Consider the following 16,142-nt stretch of genomic DNA (forward strand, 5'->3'; position numbering starts at 1 on the left):
CTGGATCACCCTCCACTAAGCATACGGCTAATCTCCAAAATAATGAGACTGCTCACAATTGCATGCATAAATATCGGACAGCATGAATATTCTTGCTGTACAGTGGAGTTATGACTATTTCTGTTGCCGTCTCCGGTGCCAGCGGCTACGCCGGAGGAGAAGTGCTGCGCCTGCTTGCGGGCCACCCCAACGTCACCATTGGTGCCATCACCGCGCACAGCAACGCCGGTTCCAGACTAGGGGAGTTGCAGCCGCATCTCCACGGTTTGGCCAGCCGGATCCTCGAAGACACCACGGTGGAAAACCTTTCAGGCCACGACGTCGTGTTCCTCGCCCTTCCGCACGGCGCCTCGGCTGAGATCGCGGCGCAGTTGCCGGAAGGCACCATAGTCATCGACGCCGGTGCGGACCACCGCTTGCAGGACGCCACTGCCTGGGAAAAGTTCTACGGATCCGCCCATGCCGGTACTTGGCCCTACGGCCTGCCCGAGCTTCCGGGCCAGCGGGAAGCACTCAAGGGTGCCACGCGCATCGCCGTTCCAGGCTGCTACCCGACGTCGGCCCTGCTCGCCTTGACGCCAGGGTTCGCCAATAATCTCCTCCTGGCGGACGACGTCGTCATTGTCTCCGCTTCGGGGACCTCGGGTGCCGGGAAGGCTGCCAAGGTCAACCTGATCGGCGCCGAGGTCATGGGCTCCATGAGCCCTTACGGAGTGGGCGGCGGACACCGGCACACGCCTGAGATCGAACAAGGTCTGTCCAGCGCGGCAGGTGAACCGGTGACGGTTTCCTTCACCCCGACGCTGGTCCCGATGAGTCGGGGGATCTTGACTACCGCGACGGCGAAGGTTGGTCACGGTGTTACCGAGGCTGAGCTCCGCCAGGCCTGGACGGATGCCTACGACGACGAGCCGTTCGTGCATCTCCTTCCGGAAGGCCAGTGGCCCACCACCAAATCCGTGCAGGGCTCCAACCACGCAGTAATGCAGTTGGCCTTCGACGCCCACACCGGCCGCGTGATCGTTACGTGCGCCATTGACAACCTCACCAAGGGGACCGCCGGCGGGGCCGTGCAGTCCATGAACATTGCCCTCGGCCTGGATGAAACCGCCGGCCTGAACCTGCAGGGAGTAGCACCGTGACCATTACCGCACCCAAGGGATTCCGCGCCGCAGGCATCAAAGCCGGCATTAAGGCCTCGGGCAACCCGGACCTGGCCCTGGTAGTTAATGACGGGCCGCAAAAGTCCGCGGCTGCCGTCTTTACCTCCAACCGCGTGGCTGCTGCGCCGGTTCACTGGTCACGCCAGGTAGTCAGCGATGGCCGTGTGGACGCCGTGGTCTTGAACTCCGGTGGTGCCAACGCCTGCACCGGTCCCCAGGGCTTCCAGAACACCCACGCCACGGCAGAAAAAGTGGCGGACGTGCTGGGAGTCTCAGCTTCCGACGTCGTGGTTTGCTCTACCGGCCTGATCGGTGAGCAGTTGCCCATGGACAAGATCATCCCGGGCGTTGAGGCTGCTTTCCGCGAACTGTCCGAGGACGGCGGCTCAGCAGCGGCAACTGCCATCATGACCACGGACAGCGTTTCCAAGGAAGCGGTCTTCACAGGTACCGACGCCGAAGGCAAGCAGTTCACCGTAGGCGGCATCGCCAAGGGAGCCGGCATGCTGGCACCGGGCCTTGCCACTATGTTGGTCGTTCTCACCACCGATGCCGAGGTTCCTGCGAATGAGCTCGACGTCGTCCTCCGCGACGCCACGCGTGTCACCTTTGACCGGGCGGACTCGGACGGATGCATGTCCACCAACGACACCGTGGTGCTGCTGGCATCGGGTGCTTCCGAGGCTCTGCCCTCAGCCGAGCAGCTGAGCGAAGCGGTCACCAACGTCTGCGCCGAACTGGCACGCAAGCTGATCGGAGATGCCGAAGGCGCCAGCCACGACATCGCTATCCGGACCTTCAACGCCGCCAGCGAACGCGACGCTGAAATCGTCAGCCGCAGCGTTGCCCGTTCCAATCTGTTCAAGGCAGCCATCTTTGGCAAGGACCCCAACTGGGGCCGCGTTCTCTCGGCAGTGGGAACCACCGATGCTGCGTTCGAAGCGGACCAGCTCAACGTCGCCATGAACGGCGTGCAGATCTGCCGCAACGGTGCAATCGGCGATGACCGCAACCTGGTGGATTTGGAGCCGCGGGAAGTCTTGGTCGAAATCGACCTGCAAGCCGGCGATGCCGAGGCCACCATCTGGACCAACGATCTCACGCACGATTACGTGCATGAGAACAGCGCCTACTCGAGCTGAGCCCATGACGATGACTGCACACACCCGCGAAACCACCTCCACGAGCCACGTCTCGGCCAAATCAGCCCAGGACAAAGCCGGCACCCTGATTGAAGCCCTGCCCTGGATCCAGCGTTTTGCCGGGACCACCATGGTCATCAAGTACGGCGGCAACGCCATGGTCAACGACGACCTCCGCCGCGCCTTCGCGGAGGACATCGTTTTCCTCCATCACGTGGGCATCCACCCCGTAGTGGTCCATGGCGGCGGCCCCCAGATCAACTCCATGCTCGGCCGTCTCGGCATTGAATCCGAGTTCAAGGGCGGCCTTCGCGTCACCACCCCTGAAGCCATGGACGTAGTCCGCATGGTCCTCACCGGCCAAGTGGGGCGCGAACTTGTCGGACTCATCAACTCCCACGGCCCCTATGCCGTGGGCATGTCCGGGGAAGATGGCGGGCTGCTGCGCGCCGTCCGCACGGGCACTGTGGTGGATGGCGAAGAAGTGGACCTGGGCTTGGTGGGCGAAGTAGTGGGCGTCGATCCCGCAGGCATTAAGGACATTCTCGACGCCGGCCGCATCCCGGTGATTTCCACCGTCGCCCCCGAAATTCTCGACGACGGCACCGGCTCCGGTCCCACTACGGGACAAGTCCTGAACGTCAACGCCGACACCGCAGCCGCCGCCGTCGCGTCGGCATTGGGTGCCACCAAGCTGGTTATCCTCACCGACGTGGAAGGCCTGTACGCCAACTGGCCGGACAAATCGTCGCTGATCTCGTCGCTGACAGCATCGGAACTGCGCGAGATGTTGCCCAAACTGGAGTCCGGCATGATCCCCAAGATGGCTGCTTGCCTTAAAGCCATCGATGAGGGCGTGGAGCGCGCACACATCGTGGACGGCCGTCTGCCGCACTCCATGCTGCTGGAAACCTTCACGACGGCGGGCATCGGCACCCAAGTTGTACCCGACGAGGAAGTGAACGCATGAGCGAAACTGTTGGCCTCAACCCGACCGGCGATGGACCCCCCGCCCGCTTCGCGGTGCCCGACCACACCCGGGGGTCCATCGCCGGATCGGAGGCCAAAGCTTCCGTCATGACTGGAGTGAGTAATGGCGCGGAGTGGCTTGCCCGTTACTCGTCCTCACTCATGGGTGTCTTTGGTACCCCGCAGCGGGTTCTGGTCCGCGGCGCGGGCTGCCTCGTGTGGGACGCCGACGGCAAGGAATACCTTGACCTCTTGGGCGGCATTGCCGTGAACGCGTTGGGCCACGCCCACCCGTTCGTCACGTCGGTGATTTCGAGCCAGCTGGCCACACTCGGCCATGTCTCGAATTTCTTCACGAGCCCCACGCAGATCGCATTGGCCGAAAAGCTCTTGGCTCTGAGCAAGGCTCCCGCAGGTTCCAAGGTGTTCTTTGCCAATTCCGGTACTGAAGCCAACGAGGCTGCGTTCAAGCTTGCCCGCCGAAACAATGACGGCGGTAAGCGCACCAAGATCATTGCGCTGGAAGGTGCCTTTCACGGACGCACCATGGGCGCTTTGGCTCTTACGGCCAAAGAGGCCTACCGTGCGCCGTTCGAGCCACTGCCCGGCGGAGTGGTCCACATTCCGTTCGGTGACATTGATGCCCTGCGTGCCGCCGTCGACGATTCCACGGCAGCTCTGTTCCTGGAACCGATCCAGGGTGAGGCGGGCGTACGGCCGCTCAGCGCCGAATATCTGCAGGCAGCCCGTGAGGCAACTACCGCAGCGGGCGCGTTGTTGATCCTTGACGAGGTCCAGACCGGCGTAGGCCGTACCGGTAAGTGGCTTGCCAGCGAAGACGCCGGGATTGTTCCCGACGCCTTAACTCTGGCCAAGGGACTTGGCGGCGGATTCCCCGTCGGTGCCCTGATCACCTTCGGAAGCGCGACGTCGGCCCTGCTCACCGCCGGGCAACACGGCACCACATTCGGTGGGAACCCGGTGGCTACCGCCGCGGCCCTTGCCACCCTGCACGCCATCGAAAGCCAGAGCGTCCTGCAGAACGTACTCACGGTCGGGGAGTACCTGCGTCAGGGGCTGGCAGGTATCGAGGCCGTGACCGAGGTCCGTGGTGAAGGCCTGCTGATTGGCTTCGATGTCAATGCCGCCATCGCTCCGGCCATGGTGACTGCGGCGTTGGACGCCGGTTTCATCATCAACAGTCCGGGGCCGCGAACCATCCGGCTTGCCCCTCCGTTGATCCTGACCATTGAGCAGGCGGACAGGTTCCTCTCTGCCCTGCCCGCTTTGATCGCCACGGCCACCGCCCAGACTGCTAAGGACGCACAGTGAGCACGTCAACCACCCGTCACTTCCTCAAGGACACGGACCTGAGCCCGGCCGAGCAGGCAGAGGTCCTGGACCTCGCCATTCGGATGAAGGCAGCGCCTTACAGCGTCCAGCCCTTCGCCGCGGAGGGCAACGGCCGCAAGACCGTTGCCGTGATCTTCGATAAGACCTCCACCCGCACGCGTGTTTCCTTCGCCACGGGCATTGCGGACATGGGCGGCAACGCACTGATCATCAACCCGGGTGAAGCGCAGATCGGCCACAAGGAATCGGTCGAGGACACGGCAAAGGTCCTGGAGCGGATGGTCTCCACCATTGTGTGGCGGACGGGTGCGCACTCCGGACTCGTGGCCATGGCGGAGAACTCCAAGGTCCCCGTGATCAATGCCTTGTGCGATGACTACCACCCCTGCCAACTCCTGGCCGACCTCCTGGCAGTTAAGGAACACAAGGGCGAACTGGCCGGATTGAGCATGGCGTACCTGGGTGACGCGGCGAACAACATGGCCAACTCCTACCTGCTGGCCGGTGTCACAGCCGGAATGCACGTCCGTATCTCCGGACCGGAAGGCTACCTGCCGGCAGCAGAGATTGTGGCTGCTGCGGAACAGCGCGCTGCCGAGACGGGCGGCTCTGTGCTGATCACCAGCGATGCCGCCGAAGCCCTCAAAGGCGCCGACGTCGTGGCAACGGACACCTGGGTTTCCATGGGCCAGGAAGCGGAAAAAGACGCCCGTATGAAGCTCTTCCGTGAGTACTCCGTGGACGAGGCCGCCATGGCGCAAGCCGCACCGGACGCCGTCGTTCTCCACTGCCTCCCCGCTTACCGAGGCTACGAAATTTCAGCCGGCGTCATCGACGGCCCGCAGTCGATCGTGTGGGATGAGGCGGAAAACCGCCTCCATGCCCAGAAGGCACTCATGGCCTGGCTGATGCACCGCTCGGGGCTCGCCGTCGTCGAGGGCCTTTCACCGGTTGAAGGCACTTCCGCCCTGGAAAACACTGTGGAGAGCACGTTCTAGTGTCCACCAATCCGTCCGTGCCGGGCGCCAGCCCGGCCACCAAGACTGCCCGACAGGCGCGTATCACCGCGATCCTGACGGGTGAGTCCGTGCGTTCCCAGGCAGAGCTTGCAGCCCTGCTGGCGGACGACGGCGTCCAGGTCACCCAGGCCACGTTGTCCAGGGACCTTGTGGAACTGGGTGCCGTCCGGGTCCGTGGAAAGGAAGGCGCGCTGGTTTACGCCGTTCCGGGGGAGGGCGGGGACCGCAACGCCAAGAGCGGCGTCACCCAGGAAATCCTGGATGCGCGGCTGACGCGGCTTTGCGGAGAACTCCTGGTGACAGCGGAGGCCTCGGGCAACATTGTGGTGCTTCGCACCCCACCCGGAGCCGCCAACTTCCTGGCACTGGCCGTGGACCACTCGGTGATGCCCTCCGTATTGGGTACGATCGCAGGCGACGACACTTTGCTGTTGGTCGCCCGGGACCCCGATGGCGGGGCTGAACTGGCGGCGCGTTTCCTCCGCATGGCCGAAGAAGCCGGGCCTGGCAACTGATTGATCTTTTTCAACATTGATACACACAGCTTTGATTCAAACGAACCAAGCAACAACAAAGGAGCACTCTCGTGACTGAGCGCATTGTTCTGGCCTACTCCGGTGGCCTTGATACGTCCGTAGCCATCGGCTGGATCGGTGAAGCCACCGGCGCCGAGGTCATCGCTGTGGCCGTCGATGTCGGACAGGGCGGCGAGTCCCTGGAGACCATCCGCCAGCGCGCCCTCGGTTGCGGCGCCGTCGAGGCCTACGTGGCCGACGCCCGTGACGAGTTCGCCAATGAGTACGCCATGCCAACCCTGAAGGCCAACGCGCTCTACCAGGGTCACTACCCGCTGGTGTCGGCCATCTCGCGTCCGGTCATCGTGAAGCACCTGGTGAAGGCTGCCCGTGAATTCGGCGCCACCACGGTTGCCCACGGCTGCACCGGCAAGGGCAACGACCAGGTCCGCTTTGAAGTCGGCATCCAGACCCTCGGCCCGGACCTGAAGTGCATTGCACCTGTACGCGACCTCGCCCTGACCCGCGACAAGGCCATCGCCTTCGCCGAGGAAAAGGGATTGCCGATCGAAACCACCAAGAAGAACCCGTACTCGATCGACCAGAACGTCTGGGGACGCGCCGTCGAGACCGGTTACCTCGAGGACATCTGGAACGCTCCCACCAAGGACATTTACGACTACACCGCCACCCCGGAATTTCCGCCGGCACCGGATGAGGTCACCATTTCCTTCCAGGCCGGCGTGCCGGTAGCAATCGACGGCGTCAAGGTCACCCCGCTGCAGGCCATCCAGGAACTGAACCGCCGTGCAGGCGCGCAGGGCGTTGGCCGTATCGACGTGGTCGAGGACCGCCTCGTGGGCATCAAGTCCCGCGAAATTTACGAAGCACCCGGCGCCATGGCGCTGATCACCGCGCACAAGCACCTCGAGGACATCACCATCGAACGCGAGCAGGCCCGCTTCAAGGCAACTGTTGGCCAGCGTTGGTCCGAGTTGGTCTACGACGGCCAGTGGTTCTCCCCGCTGAAGCGCTCCTTGGACGCTTTCATCGAGGACACGCAGCAGTACGTTTCCGGTGACATCCGCATGGTCCTCCACGGTGGCCAGGCGATCGTCAACGGTCGTCGCTCCGAGACCTCGCTGTACGACTTCGACCTCGCCACCTACGACACCGGCGATACCTTCGATCAGTCCATGGCACGCGGCTTCATCGAGCTGTGGGGTATGTCCTCCAAGGTTGCCTCGGGCCGCGACCTGCGGGTCGCAGGGCAGTAATGACGTCGGCGACAAACGAAGGTGCACTGTGGGGCGGCCGGTTCGCCGGCGGCCCCGCGGATGCGCTGGCCGCACTGAGCAAGTCCACGCACTTTGACTGGCGGCTTGCCCGCTATGACATCGCCGGCTCCATGGCGCACGCCCGCGTGCTCGCCAAAGCGGGGTTGCTGGACGATGCCGAACTGGAAGGCATGCTTGCAGCCCTCACGCAGTTGGACGAGGACGTAGCCAGTGGTGCGTACCTTCCGGCCGAGAGCGACGAGGACGTGCACGGGTCCCTGGAGCGTGGCCTGATTGAGCGCGCCGGAACCCAGTTGGGCGGCAAGCTGCGCGCGGGCCGTTCCCGCAACGATCAAGTGGCCACCCTTGGCCGCATGTTCCTGCGTGACCACGCCCGGATCATTGCCGGTGGCGTCCTTGCCACCATCGATGCCCTCGTAGAGCAGGCAAAGGCCCACCAGGGCGTTGCCATGCCGGGCCGGACACACTTGCAGCACGCCCAGCCGGTGTTGCTGAGCCACCACCTCCTGGCTCACGCGTGGGCATTGCTGCGCGACGTGCAGCGTCTCCAGGACTGGGACAAGCGGGCGGGTGTTTCGCCGTATGGTTCAGGTGCCCTGGCTGGCTCCTCCCTGGGACTGGATCCCGAGGCCGTCGCCGCCGATCTCGGTTTCTTCTCGGCTGTGCACAACTCGATCGATGGCACCGCCTCCCGCGACGTCTTCGCCGAGTTCGCCTGGGTTTGTTCCATGATCGGTGTGGACCTGTCCCGGATCTCCGAGGAAGTCATCTTCTGGGCAACCAAGGAATTCTCCTTCGTCACGCTGCATGACTCGTACTCCACGGGGTCCTCGATCATGCCGCAGAAGAAGAACCCGGACGTTGCTGAGCTTGCCCGCGGCAAGGCGGGGCGCCTCATCGGCAACCTGACCGGGCTGCTGGCGACACTCAAGGGACTGCCGCTCGCGTACAACCGTGATCTGCAGGAGGACAAGGAGCCGGTGTTCGACGCCGCCGACACCCTGGAACTCTTGCTTCCGGCCGTGTCCGGCATGATCGCCACCCTGAAGTTCAACACCGAGCGCATGGAATCCCTGGCACCCCAGGGCTTTGCGCTGGCCACGGACATTGCCGAATGGCTGGTCCGGCAGGGCGTTCCATTCCGCGAAGCCCACGAGCTCTCCGGTGCCGCCGTCAAGCAGGCCGAAGGCCGCGGTGTGGAGCTGTGGGACCTGACGGACGAGGAATATGGGGCGATCTCGGAGCACCTGACTCCCGAGGTCCGCAGTGTTCTCAGCACTGAAGGTTCGCTCAACAGCCGGAACTCGCAGGGCGGAACGGCTCCGGCCGCCGTCGAGCGTCAACTCAAGGCACTCGAAGCGGAACTGGACGCAGCGCGTTCCTACGCCGGCTAGTCGCTGCTTCATGACCTGTGGGATGGCACGTCAGATGCCATCCCACAGGTGTTTAACCCGGTGGGTTAGCATGGCGCTATGACTCAGATCACCCCCGACGCGCTGCCCGCCGAGCTTCACAAAGCCGCCGGCACCGTCACCCGCCTCCTCACCAAACTGGACGAATCGTCCGTCGCTGAACCGTCGGAACTGCCAGGCTGGACCCGGGGCCACGTCCTGGCCCACGTGGCCGGAATCTCCAACGCCATGGCGCGGCAACTCGAGTATGCGCGACGCGGCGAAAGCATTGAACTGTACGACGGCGGCATGGACGGCCGTAATAAGGCAATCGAACTTGCCGCCGGGCACAGCCTCGCCCAGCACACGGAGTCCGTCACCACTGCAGTGGGCACAGCGATTTCCGCGGTCGACGCCCTGGGACCGGACGATTGGCACGCCCGCATCGCTTACAGGGACGGAACAGTCTTCGACGGTGGCCTGGCCCTGTGGCGCGAGCTCACTATCCATGCCTCCGACCTGGGGTTGGGATTCGGGCCGGAGACGTGGAGCCGGCCTTTCTGCGAACACCTCATCGGGTTCCTGGCTGCACGCGTTCCGGAAACCTATAAATTCGTCCTGCAGCCCACAGGCCTGCCCCAGCTCAGCATTGGTACGGGCGGCACTTCCATCGCCATCACCGGCATGCTGACCGACATCGCAGCGTGGCTTGCGGGCAGGGAAGCCAGCCTGGGCAGCCTCCGCGCCACTGCAGCCGCCGACGGAGTGGACCTGCCGGAGTTGCTGCCCTGGCCGGCCGCACAACCCGCCTCCCGCTAACATGGACGCTCTTTCACGTCCCGCGTGTTTGGGGTGGACGCTCTTTCACGTTCCGGGTGTTCATTTGCTTCCAGGTCGCGACGTCGCCGCCGCGCGCCACAAATGCAAGGTGGCGTAGGAACGCCAGGGGCTGACCTCCCTGAAGTCTGCGCTGAGACCAGTACCTGCTGGCATAGCCTTCAATCCGTTCCGGACCGCGGCGTCGTTGGCCAGGAAAACATCCGGAGCGCCCAGGACTCGCATCGCCACGTAGCCCACTGTCCATGGCCCCACACCCGGCAGGGGGAGCAGCTTTTGTTCAAGGCCGGAGACGTCGTCCCCGTAGCCGAAGTCGAGGGCGCCGGTGGCCATTGCTTCGGCTGCGGCCACTATGGAGTCGATTCGCCGTTGTGGTCCGCGGAGGAGTGCCCGCCCATGGCTGGCGAGCTCTGCCGCCGTCGGAAATAAGCGCTCCAAGCCAGGGGAACCGTCCCTGGCGGGGGAACCCGCTGCGGACAACTGTGTGAGGGCAGTTCTGGCCGCAGCCACAGTGATCTGTTGCCCGATCATGGCCCTAATAAGAAGTTCCTGGGGGTCCACTGCACCTGGGACGCGGATACCGGGGATTGCCCGAACGCTGTCCACCAGCCGTGGGTCCAAGGCCAAGGTGTCGTCAACAGACTGCGGATCGGCGTCCAGATCGAACAGTCGGCGGACCCGGCTTAACAGTGCCGGGAGATCATGGAGGTCCACTGCTGAAGCTGTCAACTGTAACGGCTTGCCGGCAGCGGAAGGGCTGTACTTCACGGAGAACGAAGCACTGCCCCCTGCGAGCCGCAGCGTCCTTCCGTAGGTCCTGCTTCCGTCCGGCCCTGTCCCTGCCAGTTCGATCCCTGGAACCGCGCGTACTGCAAGGAAGTCGAAAATGCCGGGATCGAACGGTTCGCGGTACGGCAGGTTCAGCGTCAGCCCGGCGGGAGCCGCCACCACACCACCCCGGCGTTGGCCGGACCTGGCCCCGCTGGCGCGCAACGCCGTCGGGGTCATCGCGAACACTTCGCCGATAGTGTCGTTGAATTGCCGCACACTGTTGAATCCGGAGGCGAACGCGACGTCTGCCAGGAGCATGCCGGTGGAGACCAAGAGGGTTCTGGCCGTCTGTGCCCGGCTGGCGCGTGCCAGCGAGAGAGGACCGGCGCCGAGTTCATTGCTGAGGATGCGGTTGAGTTGCCGGGCGGAGTAGCCCAGGCGTTGTGCCAGACCGTCCACCCCTTCACGGGTGATCACGCCGTCGTTGATCAGTCGCATGGCCCGTCCCGCAATGTCGGAGCGGATGTTCCAGGCCGGCGTGCCGGGAACGGCTTCAGGCAGGCACCGCTTGCAGGCGCGGTATCCGGCTTCATGGGCAGCAGCAGAGGTTTCGTAAAAGGTCACGTTCTCTGCCTTGGGCGTCCGTGCGGGGCACGACGGCCTGCAGTAGATGCCGGTGGAGCTGACGGCCGTAAAGAATTGGCCGTCGAACCGGGTGTCGCGGGCGTCGATTGCCCGGTAGCGCTGCCAGAAGTCCATGACTTCATCCTGCCAGCCCTGAGAAGCTGCTGCTAGCGGAAATCGGACATGGCCGTACGGGGGTCATTTGCTAGGGTCTGGTCATGAATCCGTCCACCAACAACGAAGTCACCGATCCTCTGGAAGTGCGAAGGCTCCTCGAGGGCGATCCTCGCGAAATCGCACCACGGATACTTGATGCGGTGCTTACCCACCACTCCGAAGCCGGCCCGGTCTCGGTCAGGCTCACTGAGGTGGAGGCGTACATGGGCCCGCGGGATTCGGAACACCCCGACCCCGGTTCCCATACTTTTGGCGGTCCTACGGCCCGCAATGCGCCCATGTTCGGCCCTCCCGGGTTCCTTTACGTCTACTTCACGTACGGCATGCACTACTGCGCCAACATCGTCTGCGGCCCTGACGGCTCAGCGTCGGCACTGCTCCTGCGAGCCGGAGAAATTGTGGAGGGGGATGAGCTCGCCGCCCTTCGCCGGCCGGCCGCCAAAACACACAAGGACCTCGCCAGCGGACCAGCGCGGCTCGCCTCCGCTTTGGGACTCACGACGGCGGACACGGGCCGTGACGCGCTCGCCTCACCCTTCAGCCTGTGGTTGCCCACGCTGCCCGCACCTGTCGTCGCCAGCGGGCCACGGGTAGGAGTTGCGGGCCCGGGTGGAAGCACCGAGTATCCGTGGCGCTTTTGGATAGAGGACGATCCCACCGTTTCCCGGTACAAAGCCGCGCGGCCCCGAAACCGGGTGGTTCCGTAGCAAGCGTTCCACCAGATGACGTGTACCCCGCACGTTTACCAAAATCGCTGTAGAATGGACGGTCTGTCTTTTGCGATAGGGGTTACGGTTCGATGCACGACGCTGATTTGGTCCACGAGCAGGAATATGTGGCCGGGCTGTATGCCCGGCTTGATGAGCTGCGCGCAGAAAAGCGCGCCCAGCTGGCGCAGGTGCGCAAGTCCGGCGCGGTGGGAACCATGCAGAACGTTTCCGAACGTGACGCGTTTGCGGCCCTGTACGAGGACCGCTTGGCCCAGCTCGACGCCGTCGATGACCGCTTGGTCTTCGGCCGTTTGGACCTTGACTCCGGCGAAGCCCAGTACATCGGGCGCATCGGCCTGTCCACGGCCGACCTCCAAAGGCTGATGGTTGACTGGCGCGCTCCGGAGGCCGGGCACTTCTACCAGGCCACGGCGTTTGACCGCCAGGGTGTACGCCGGCGCCGTCACCTGATCCTCCAAGGGCGTGACGTCAAAGCCATCGAAGACGATGTCCTGGATGCGGGCATGCTTGCCGACAACGACTCCCTTCAGGGTGAGGGCGCGCTGCTCGCCGCCCTGAACTCCAAGCGCACGGGTCGCATGTCTGACATTGTCGGGACCATCCAGTCTGAACAGGACCGGATCATCCGCTCGTCCATCTCCGGCGCGCTGGTGGTGCAGGGCGGGCCAGGCACCGGTAAGACCGCTGTCGCCCTGCACCGTGCTGCCTATTTGCTGTACACGCACCGCGAACGGCTCAAGAGCGCCGGCGTCTTGCTGGTTGGACCGTCCTCGTCCTTCATGCATTACATCGAACGGGTTCTGCCGTCCCTCGGTGAAACCGGAGTGGTCATGGCCAGCCTTGGCCGACTGATGCCCGGCATCAACGCCATCCCGGAGGAAGATGCCGACGTTGCGGCCCTCAAGGGCAAACTGGACATGACTAAAGTGGTGGCCAACGCTGTCGCCAACCGCCAGCGGACACCCGCCGAGGACCGCATTCTCGAGGTGGATTCCCGCAAGCTGACACTGACCGTCCGCCAAGTCCGTCGTGCCCGCGAGAAAGCCCGTGCCACCGGCAAGCCCCATAACGAAGCCCGGCTGACGTTCATCAAGATCCTTCTGCGCGAGCTCACCGAGCAACTGACCGATCTCGTTGAGGAATCGAACATCGGCAACAACGCTGATCGCGCCTATCTTGCCGAGGACGTCCGCTCGGCCAGGGATGTCCGCATTGCGCTGAATCTGTGCTGGATGCCGATGACGCCGGAGAAACTTATCTCCGAATTGTTCAGCAAGCCGGCCATCCTTGAAGCGTGCACGCCGCATCTGACGCCCGCCCAACGCGCCCTGCTGCAGCGTCCGGCAGATGCGCCGTGGACTGAGGCGGATGTTCCGCTGCTGGATGAGGCAGCCGAACTCCTGGGTGAACTGGATCCGGCAGCAGGCAGGGGACTGGCCCAGCAGGAAGCGGACCGCGCCCGCGACATCGCCAATGCCAAGCAGACCTTGGCCAACATGGAAGCCATGGGTGTTGATGTTTTGGTCTCGGCCGAGGAACTTGCTGACCAAAACCAGGAACGCGAAAGCCGGTTGACGGCCGCTGAGCGTGCAACGAGCGACCGCTCGTGGGCTTTCGGCCACATTGTGGTTGACGAGGCCCAGGAACTGTCGCCGATGCAGTGGCGGCTCTTGGTGCGTCGTTGCCCCTTGAAGTCCTTCACGATCGTGGGGGACATTGCTCAGACGAGCGCAGCGGCGGGCGCCAATTCGTGGCAAAGTGCACTGGCGCCGTCGTTCGGTGACCGCTGGACGCTTGAAGAGCTCACCGTCAACTACCGCACGCCCTCGCAGATCGCCGAAGCCGCAGTCCGCATGGCCAACCGTGCAGGCCTGGTGGTCTCGGCGCCCAAGGCTGTGCGCGAAGGCAAATGGTCGCCCATTGTGGACCGCGTTGATGCTGAGAGCATCGTGTCGCACCTGGTGGAGGTCCTGCCTGAAGAAGTGGAAGCGATCGACGGCGGCCTGCTGGCTGTTATCGCCGACGGTCCACTCCTGCCGCAGGCTACCGCAGCCCTGCGGGAGGTCTATGGACGCCGCATCGGATCGGGTGCAGGCAGTTACGAGCAGGACATTGTGGTCATCAGCCCCAAGGAAGCCAAGGGCCTGGAATTCGACGGCGTGGTGGTGCTGGAACCGGCCGCCATGCTGAACCATGAACACGGCAAGGTGGGCGACCTCTATGTCGCCATGACTCGGGCAACACAGCGTTTGCGTCTCATTGCTGCTGCCCCCGTACCTGCCGGCATTGAGCGCTAGGAAAACGGGCCCCTTCAATCCTGCTAACTTAGATCTCGTGTCACACGTAAACAACCTCGAGTCCCAGCACAACGATCCCGCTTTTGCCAACGTTTGGCAGGAGCTCAAATGGCGCGGCCTGATCCACGTTTCCACTGACGAAACGGAACTGGAAAAGCTGCTCGCCGGGGACCCGATCACCTATTACTGTGGCTTCGATCCCACCGCGCCCTCCCTGCACCTGGGCAACCTCGTGCAATTGCTGGTGATGCGGCGCCTGCAGTTGGCAGGCCACAAACCGCTGGGTCTGGTGGGTGGATCCACCGGCCTGATCGGTGACCCGCGTCCGACGGCGGAACGCACCTTGAACACCAAGGACACCGTTGCGGAATGGGTGGGCTACCTCCAAGGGCAGGTGCGCCGCTTCCTCAGCTTCGATGGGGACAACGCAGCGCGCATGGTCAACAACCTTGACTGGACCGCGCCCCTGAGCGCCATTGATTTCCTGCGTGAAATCGGTAAGCACTTCCGTGTCGGCACCATGCTCCGCAAGGATGCCGTAGCGTCACGCCTCAATTCCGACGAAGGCATCAGCTACACCGAGTTCAGCTACCAGATCCTGCAGGGCATGGACTACCTCCAACTCTTCCGCGACTACGGCTGCGCATTGCAGACCGGTGGTTCGGACCAGTGGGGCAACCTGACCAGTGGAACCGAGCTGATCCGCAAGGTGGAGGGCAAGAGCGTCCACGCCCTTGGTACGCCGCTGATTACCAACTCCGATGGCACCAAGTTTGGCAAGAGCGAAGGCAACGCCATCTGGCTGGACCCGGACATGTGCAGCCCGTACACGTTCTACCAGTTCTGGCTGAACACCGCCGACGCAGATGTGGTGGACCGGCTCAAGGTCTTCACCTTCCTCTCACGTGCAGAGATCGAGGCACTCGGGGAAGCTGTGGCGGAGCGTCCGTTTGCCCGTGAAGGCCAGAAGAAGCTCGCCTACGAAGTGACCTCGCTGGTACACGGCGTTGACGCAACCGAGAAAGTGATCGCGGCCTCGGCAGCGCTCTTCGGTAACGGTGACCTGACGATCCTGGATGAGCGCACCCTTGAAGCAGCAACTGCGGAACTTCCCTCCGCAACCATTGGTGCCGACGGCTTGGGCATCATCGATCTCCTGGTTGCCTCGGGCCTCTCGGACAGCAAGTCCGCTGCTCGTCGCACCGTTGGCGAGGGTGGCGCCTATGTGAACAACACCAAGGTGTCCGATCCCGACGCTGTCATCGGCCAGGACGAACTTCTTCACGGACGCTACTTGCTCCTCCGCCGGGGCAAGAAGAACCTTGCGACCATTGAGGTATCTGCGTAGCTTTCACTTTTCCAGCTCTGAAAGGGCCGGCAGCCGTTATGGTTGCCGGCCTTTTGCGTTCAAGAACGCTTCTGGTGGGTCCGGTTGGTGCGGTTGCTGGTGGCGGCGGATGTGAGTGGGTGCTTTTGCTGGCTTGTCCGGCGATAGTGGCGAGTGGGGCGGCGGAGCCTTTCGGGGCGCTGCTCTTTCGTGGCTTTGGCTCGCGCTGCCGGAAGCCGGCCGCTCCCTTCTGACGCTCGCCGCTCCGTTCTGACGCTCTATCACTTCCCTCGGGCTTGAGGCGGACGCTCTTTCAGGTCCCTCGGGTTTGGTGGCATCGCTGTTTCATTTTGGGGGGTGCGTTGCTGCCCTGGGGGTTCGACGGCGGTGGTTGCCGTTGGGTGGTGTCGGTGGCCGGGTCGGGTGGTTGGGGGTTGTGACGGGCTTCACTGTGGCTTGTGGTTGTTGTTTGGTGGGGTTTTAGGGGTGTTTTGGGGTTGTTTAGCTTGTGTTGGCGGGGTTTTTGGG

General features: G+C 63.8%; 13 protein-coding genes. 12 read left to right on the forward strand and 1 reads right to left on the reverse strand.

Features of this window, described 5'->3' with window-relative positions:
• Positions 1-110 precede the first annotated feature (110 nt).
• The 9 genes from argC (at position 111) to HP499_RS10570 (ending at position 9,669) form a co-directional block, all read left to right on the forward strand.
• On the forward strand, positions 111-1,142 hold the full coding sequence (gene argC, locus HP499_RS10530) for an N-acetyl-gamma-glutamyl-phosphate reductase (RefSeq protein ID WP_172324026.1): 1,032 nt from the start codon (positions 111-113) through the stop codon (positions 1,140-1,142).
• Positions 1,139-2,305 (forward strand): bifunctional glutamate N-acetyltransferase/amino-acid acetyltransferase ArgJ, encoded by a 1,167-nt coding sequence (gene argJ, locus HP499_RS10535; protein ID WP_172324027.1) that lies wholly within the window; start codon positions 1,139-1,141, stop codon positions 2,303-2,305. The genes argC and argJ overlap by 4 nt, the downstream gene beginning before the upstream one ends.
• A 10-nt stretch (positions 2,306-2,315) precedes the next feature.
• Positions 2,316-3,275 (forward strand): acetylglutamate kinase, encoded by a 960-nt coding sequence (argB, locus tag HP499_RS10540; protein WP_172324036.1) that lies wholly within the window; start codon positions 2,316-2,318, stop codon positions 3,273-3,275.
• A gap of 107 nt (positions 3,276-3,382) precedes the next feature.
• A complete protein-coding gene (locus HP499_RS10545; RefSeq protein WP_253951517.1) occupies positions 3,383-4,606 on the forward strand; it encodes an acetylornithine transaminase in 1,224 nt (407 codons plus the stop codon).
• Positions 4,603-5,625: an ornithine carbamoyltransferase gene (gene argF / locus HP499_RS10550; protein ID WP_172324029.1), complete on the forward strand. Its 1,023-nt coding sequence runs from the start codon at positions 4,603-4,605 to the stop codon at positions 5,623-5,625. The genes HP499_RS10545 and argF overlap by 4 nt, the downstream gene beginning before the upstream one ends.
• Positions 5,625-6,161, forward strand: a complete 537-nt coding sequence (locus HP499_RS10555) for an arginine repressor (protein WP_011774347.1) — start codon at positions 5,625-5,627, stop codon at positions 6,159-6,161. Before argF ends, HP499_RS10555 begins: the two co-directional genes overlap by 1 nt.
• 71 nt (positions 6,162-6,232) lie before the next feature.
• Positions 6,233-7,438, forward strand: a complete 1,206-nt coding sequence (locus tag HP499_RS10560) for an argininosuccinate synthase (protein ID WP_026541618.1) — start codon at positions 6,233-6,235, stop codon at positions 7,436-7,438.
• Complete coding sequence (gene argH / locus HP499_RS10565) at positions 7,438-8,853, forward strand: argininosuccinate lyase (protein WP_172324030.1); 1,416 nt, start codon at positions 7,438-7,440, stop codon at positions 8,851-8,853. Before HP499_RS10560 ends, argH begins: the two co-directional genes overlap by 1 nt.
• Positions 8,854-8,931: 78 nt before the next feature.
• Positions 8,932-9,669 carry a maleylpyruvate isomerase family mycothiol-dependent enzyme gene (locus HP499_RS10570; protein ID WP_172324031.1) on the forward strand — a complete coding sequence of 246 codons (738 nt, stop codon included), beginning with the start codon at positions 8,932-8,934 and terminating at the stop codon, positions 9,667-9,669.
• 60 nt (positions 9,670-9,729) lie between these two features.
• Here the strand turns inward: HP499_RS10570 and HP499_RS10575 are convergent, their stop codons facing one another.
• Positions 9,730-11,217: an AlkA N-terminal domain-containing protein gene (locus tag HP499_RS10575; RefSeq protein ID WP_172324032.1), complete on the reverse strand. Its 1,488-nt coding sequence runs from the start codon at positions 11,215-11,217 to the stop codon at positions 9,730-9,732.
• 83 nt (positions 11,218-11,300) lie between these two features.
• Between HP499_RS10575 and HP499_RS10580 the strand changes: the two genes are divergently transcribed.
• The 3 genes from HP499_RS10580 (at position 11,301) to tyrS (ending at position 15,635) form a co-directional block, all read left to right on the forward strand.
• Positions 11,301-11,966 carry a DNA-3-methyladenine glycosylase gene (locus tag HP499_RS10580; protein WP_172324033.1) on the forward strand — a complete coding sequence of 222 codons (666 nt, stop codon included), beginning with the start codon at positions 11,301-11,303 and terminating at the stop codon, positions 11,964-11,966.
• Between the two features lie 92 nt (positions 11,967-12,058).
• A complete protein-coding gene (locus HP499_RS10585) occupies positions 12,059-14,287 on the forward strand; it encodes an ATP-binding domain-containing protein (RefSeq protein WP_172324034.1) in 2,229 nt (742 codons plus the stop codon).
• A 37-nt stretch (positions 14,288-14,324) separates the two neighbouring features.
• Positions 14,325-15,635, forward strand: a complete 1,311-nt coding sequence (gene tyrS, locus HP499_RS10590; protein WP_172324035.1) for a tyrosine--tRNA ligase — start codon at positions 14,325-14,327, stop codon at positions 15,633-15,635.
• Positions 15,636-16,142 lie beyond the last annotated feature (507 nt).

Source organism: Paenarthrobacter sp. CM16, from assembly GCF_013179505.1.
Lineage (GTDB): Bacteria > Actinomycetota > Actinomycetes > Actinomycetales > Micrococcaceae > Arthrobacter.

Bases quoted from the DNA above. Each gene is read 5' to 3' on its own strand.
- HP499_RS10580 (WP_172324033.1), top strand. From the start codon at position 11,301: ATGAATCCGTCCACCAACAACGAAGTCACCGATCCTCTGGAAGTGCGA.
- HP499_RS10570 (WP_172324031.1), top strand. From the start codon at position 8,932: ATGACTCAGATCACCCCCGACGCGCTGCCCGCCGAGCTTCACAAAGCC.
- HP499_RS10545 (WP_253951517.1), top strand. From the start codon at position 3,383: ATGACTGGAGTGAGTAATGGCGCGGAGTGGCTTGCCCGTTACTCGTCC.
- HP499_RS10575 (WP_172324032.1), bottom strand. From the start codon at position 11,217: ATGGACTTCTGGCAGCGCTACCGGGCAATCGACGCCCGCGACACCCGG.
- argC (WP_172324026.1), top strand. From the start codon at position 111: ATGACTATTTCTGTTGCCGTCTCCGGTGCCAGCGGCTACGCCGGAGGA.
- HP499_RS10585 (WP_172324034.1), top strand. From the start codon at position 12,059: ATGCACGACGCTGATTTGGTCCACGAGCAGGAATATGTGGCCGGGCTG.
- argB (WP_172324036.1), top strand. From the start codon at position 2,316: ATGACTGCACACACCCGCGAAACCACCTCCACGAGCCACGTCTCGGCC.
- argH (WP_172324030.1), top strand. From the start codon at position 7,438: ATGACGTCGGCGACAAACGAAGGTGCACTGTGGGGCGGCCGGTTCGCC.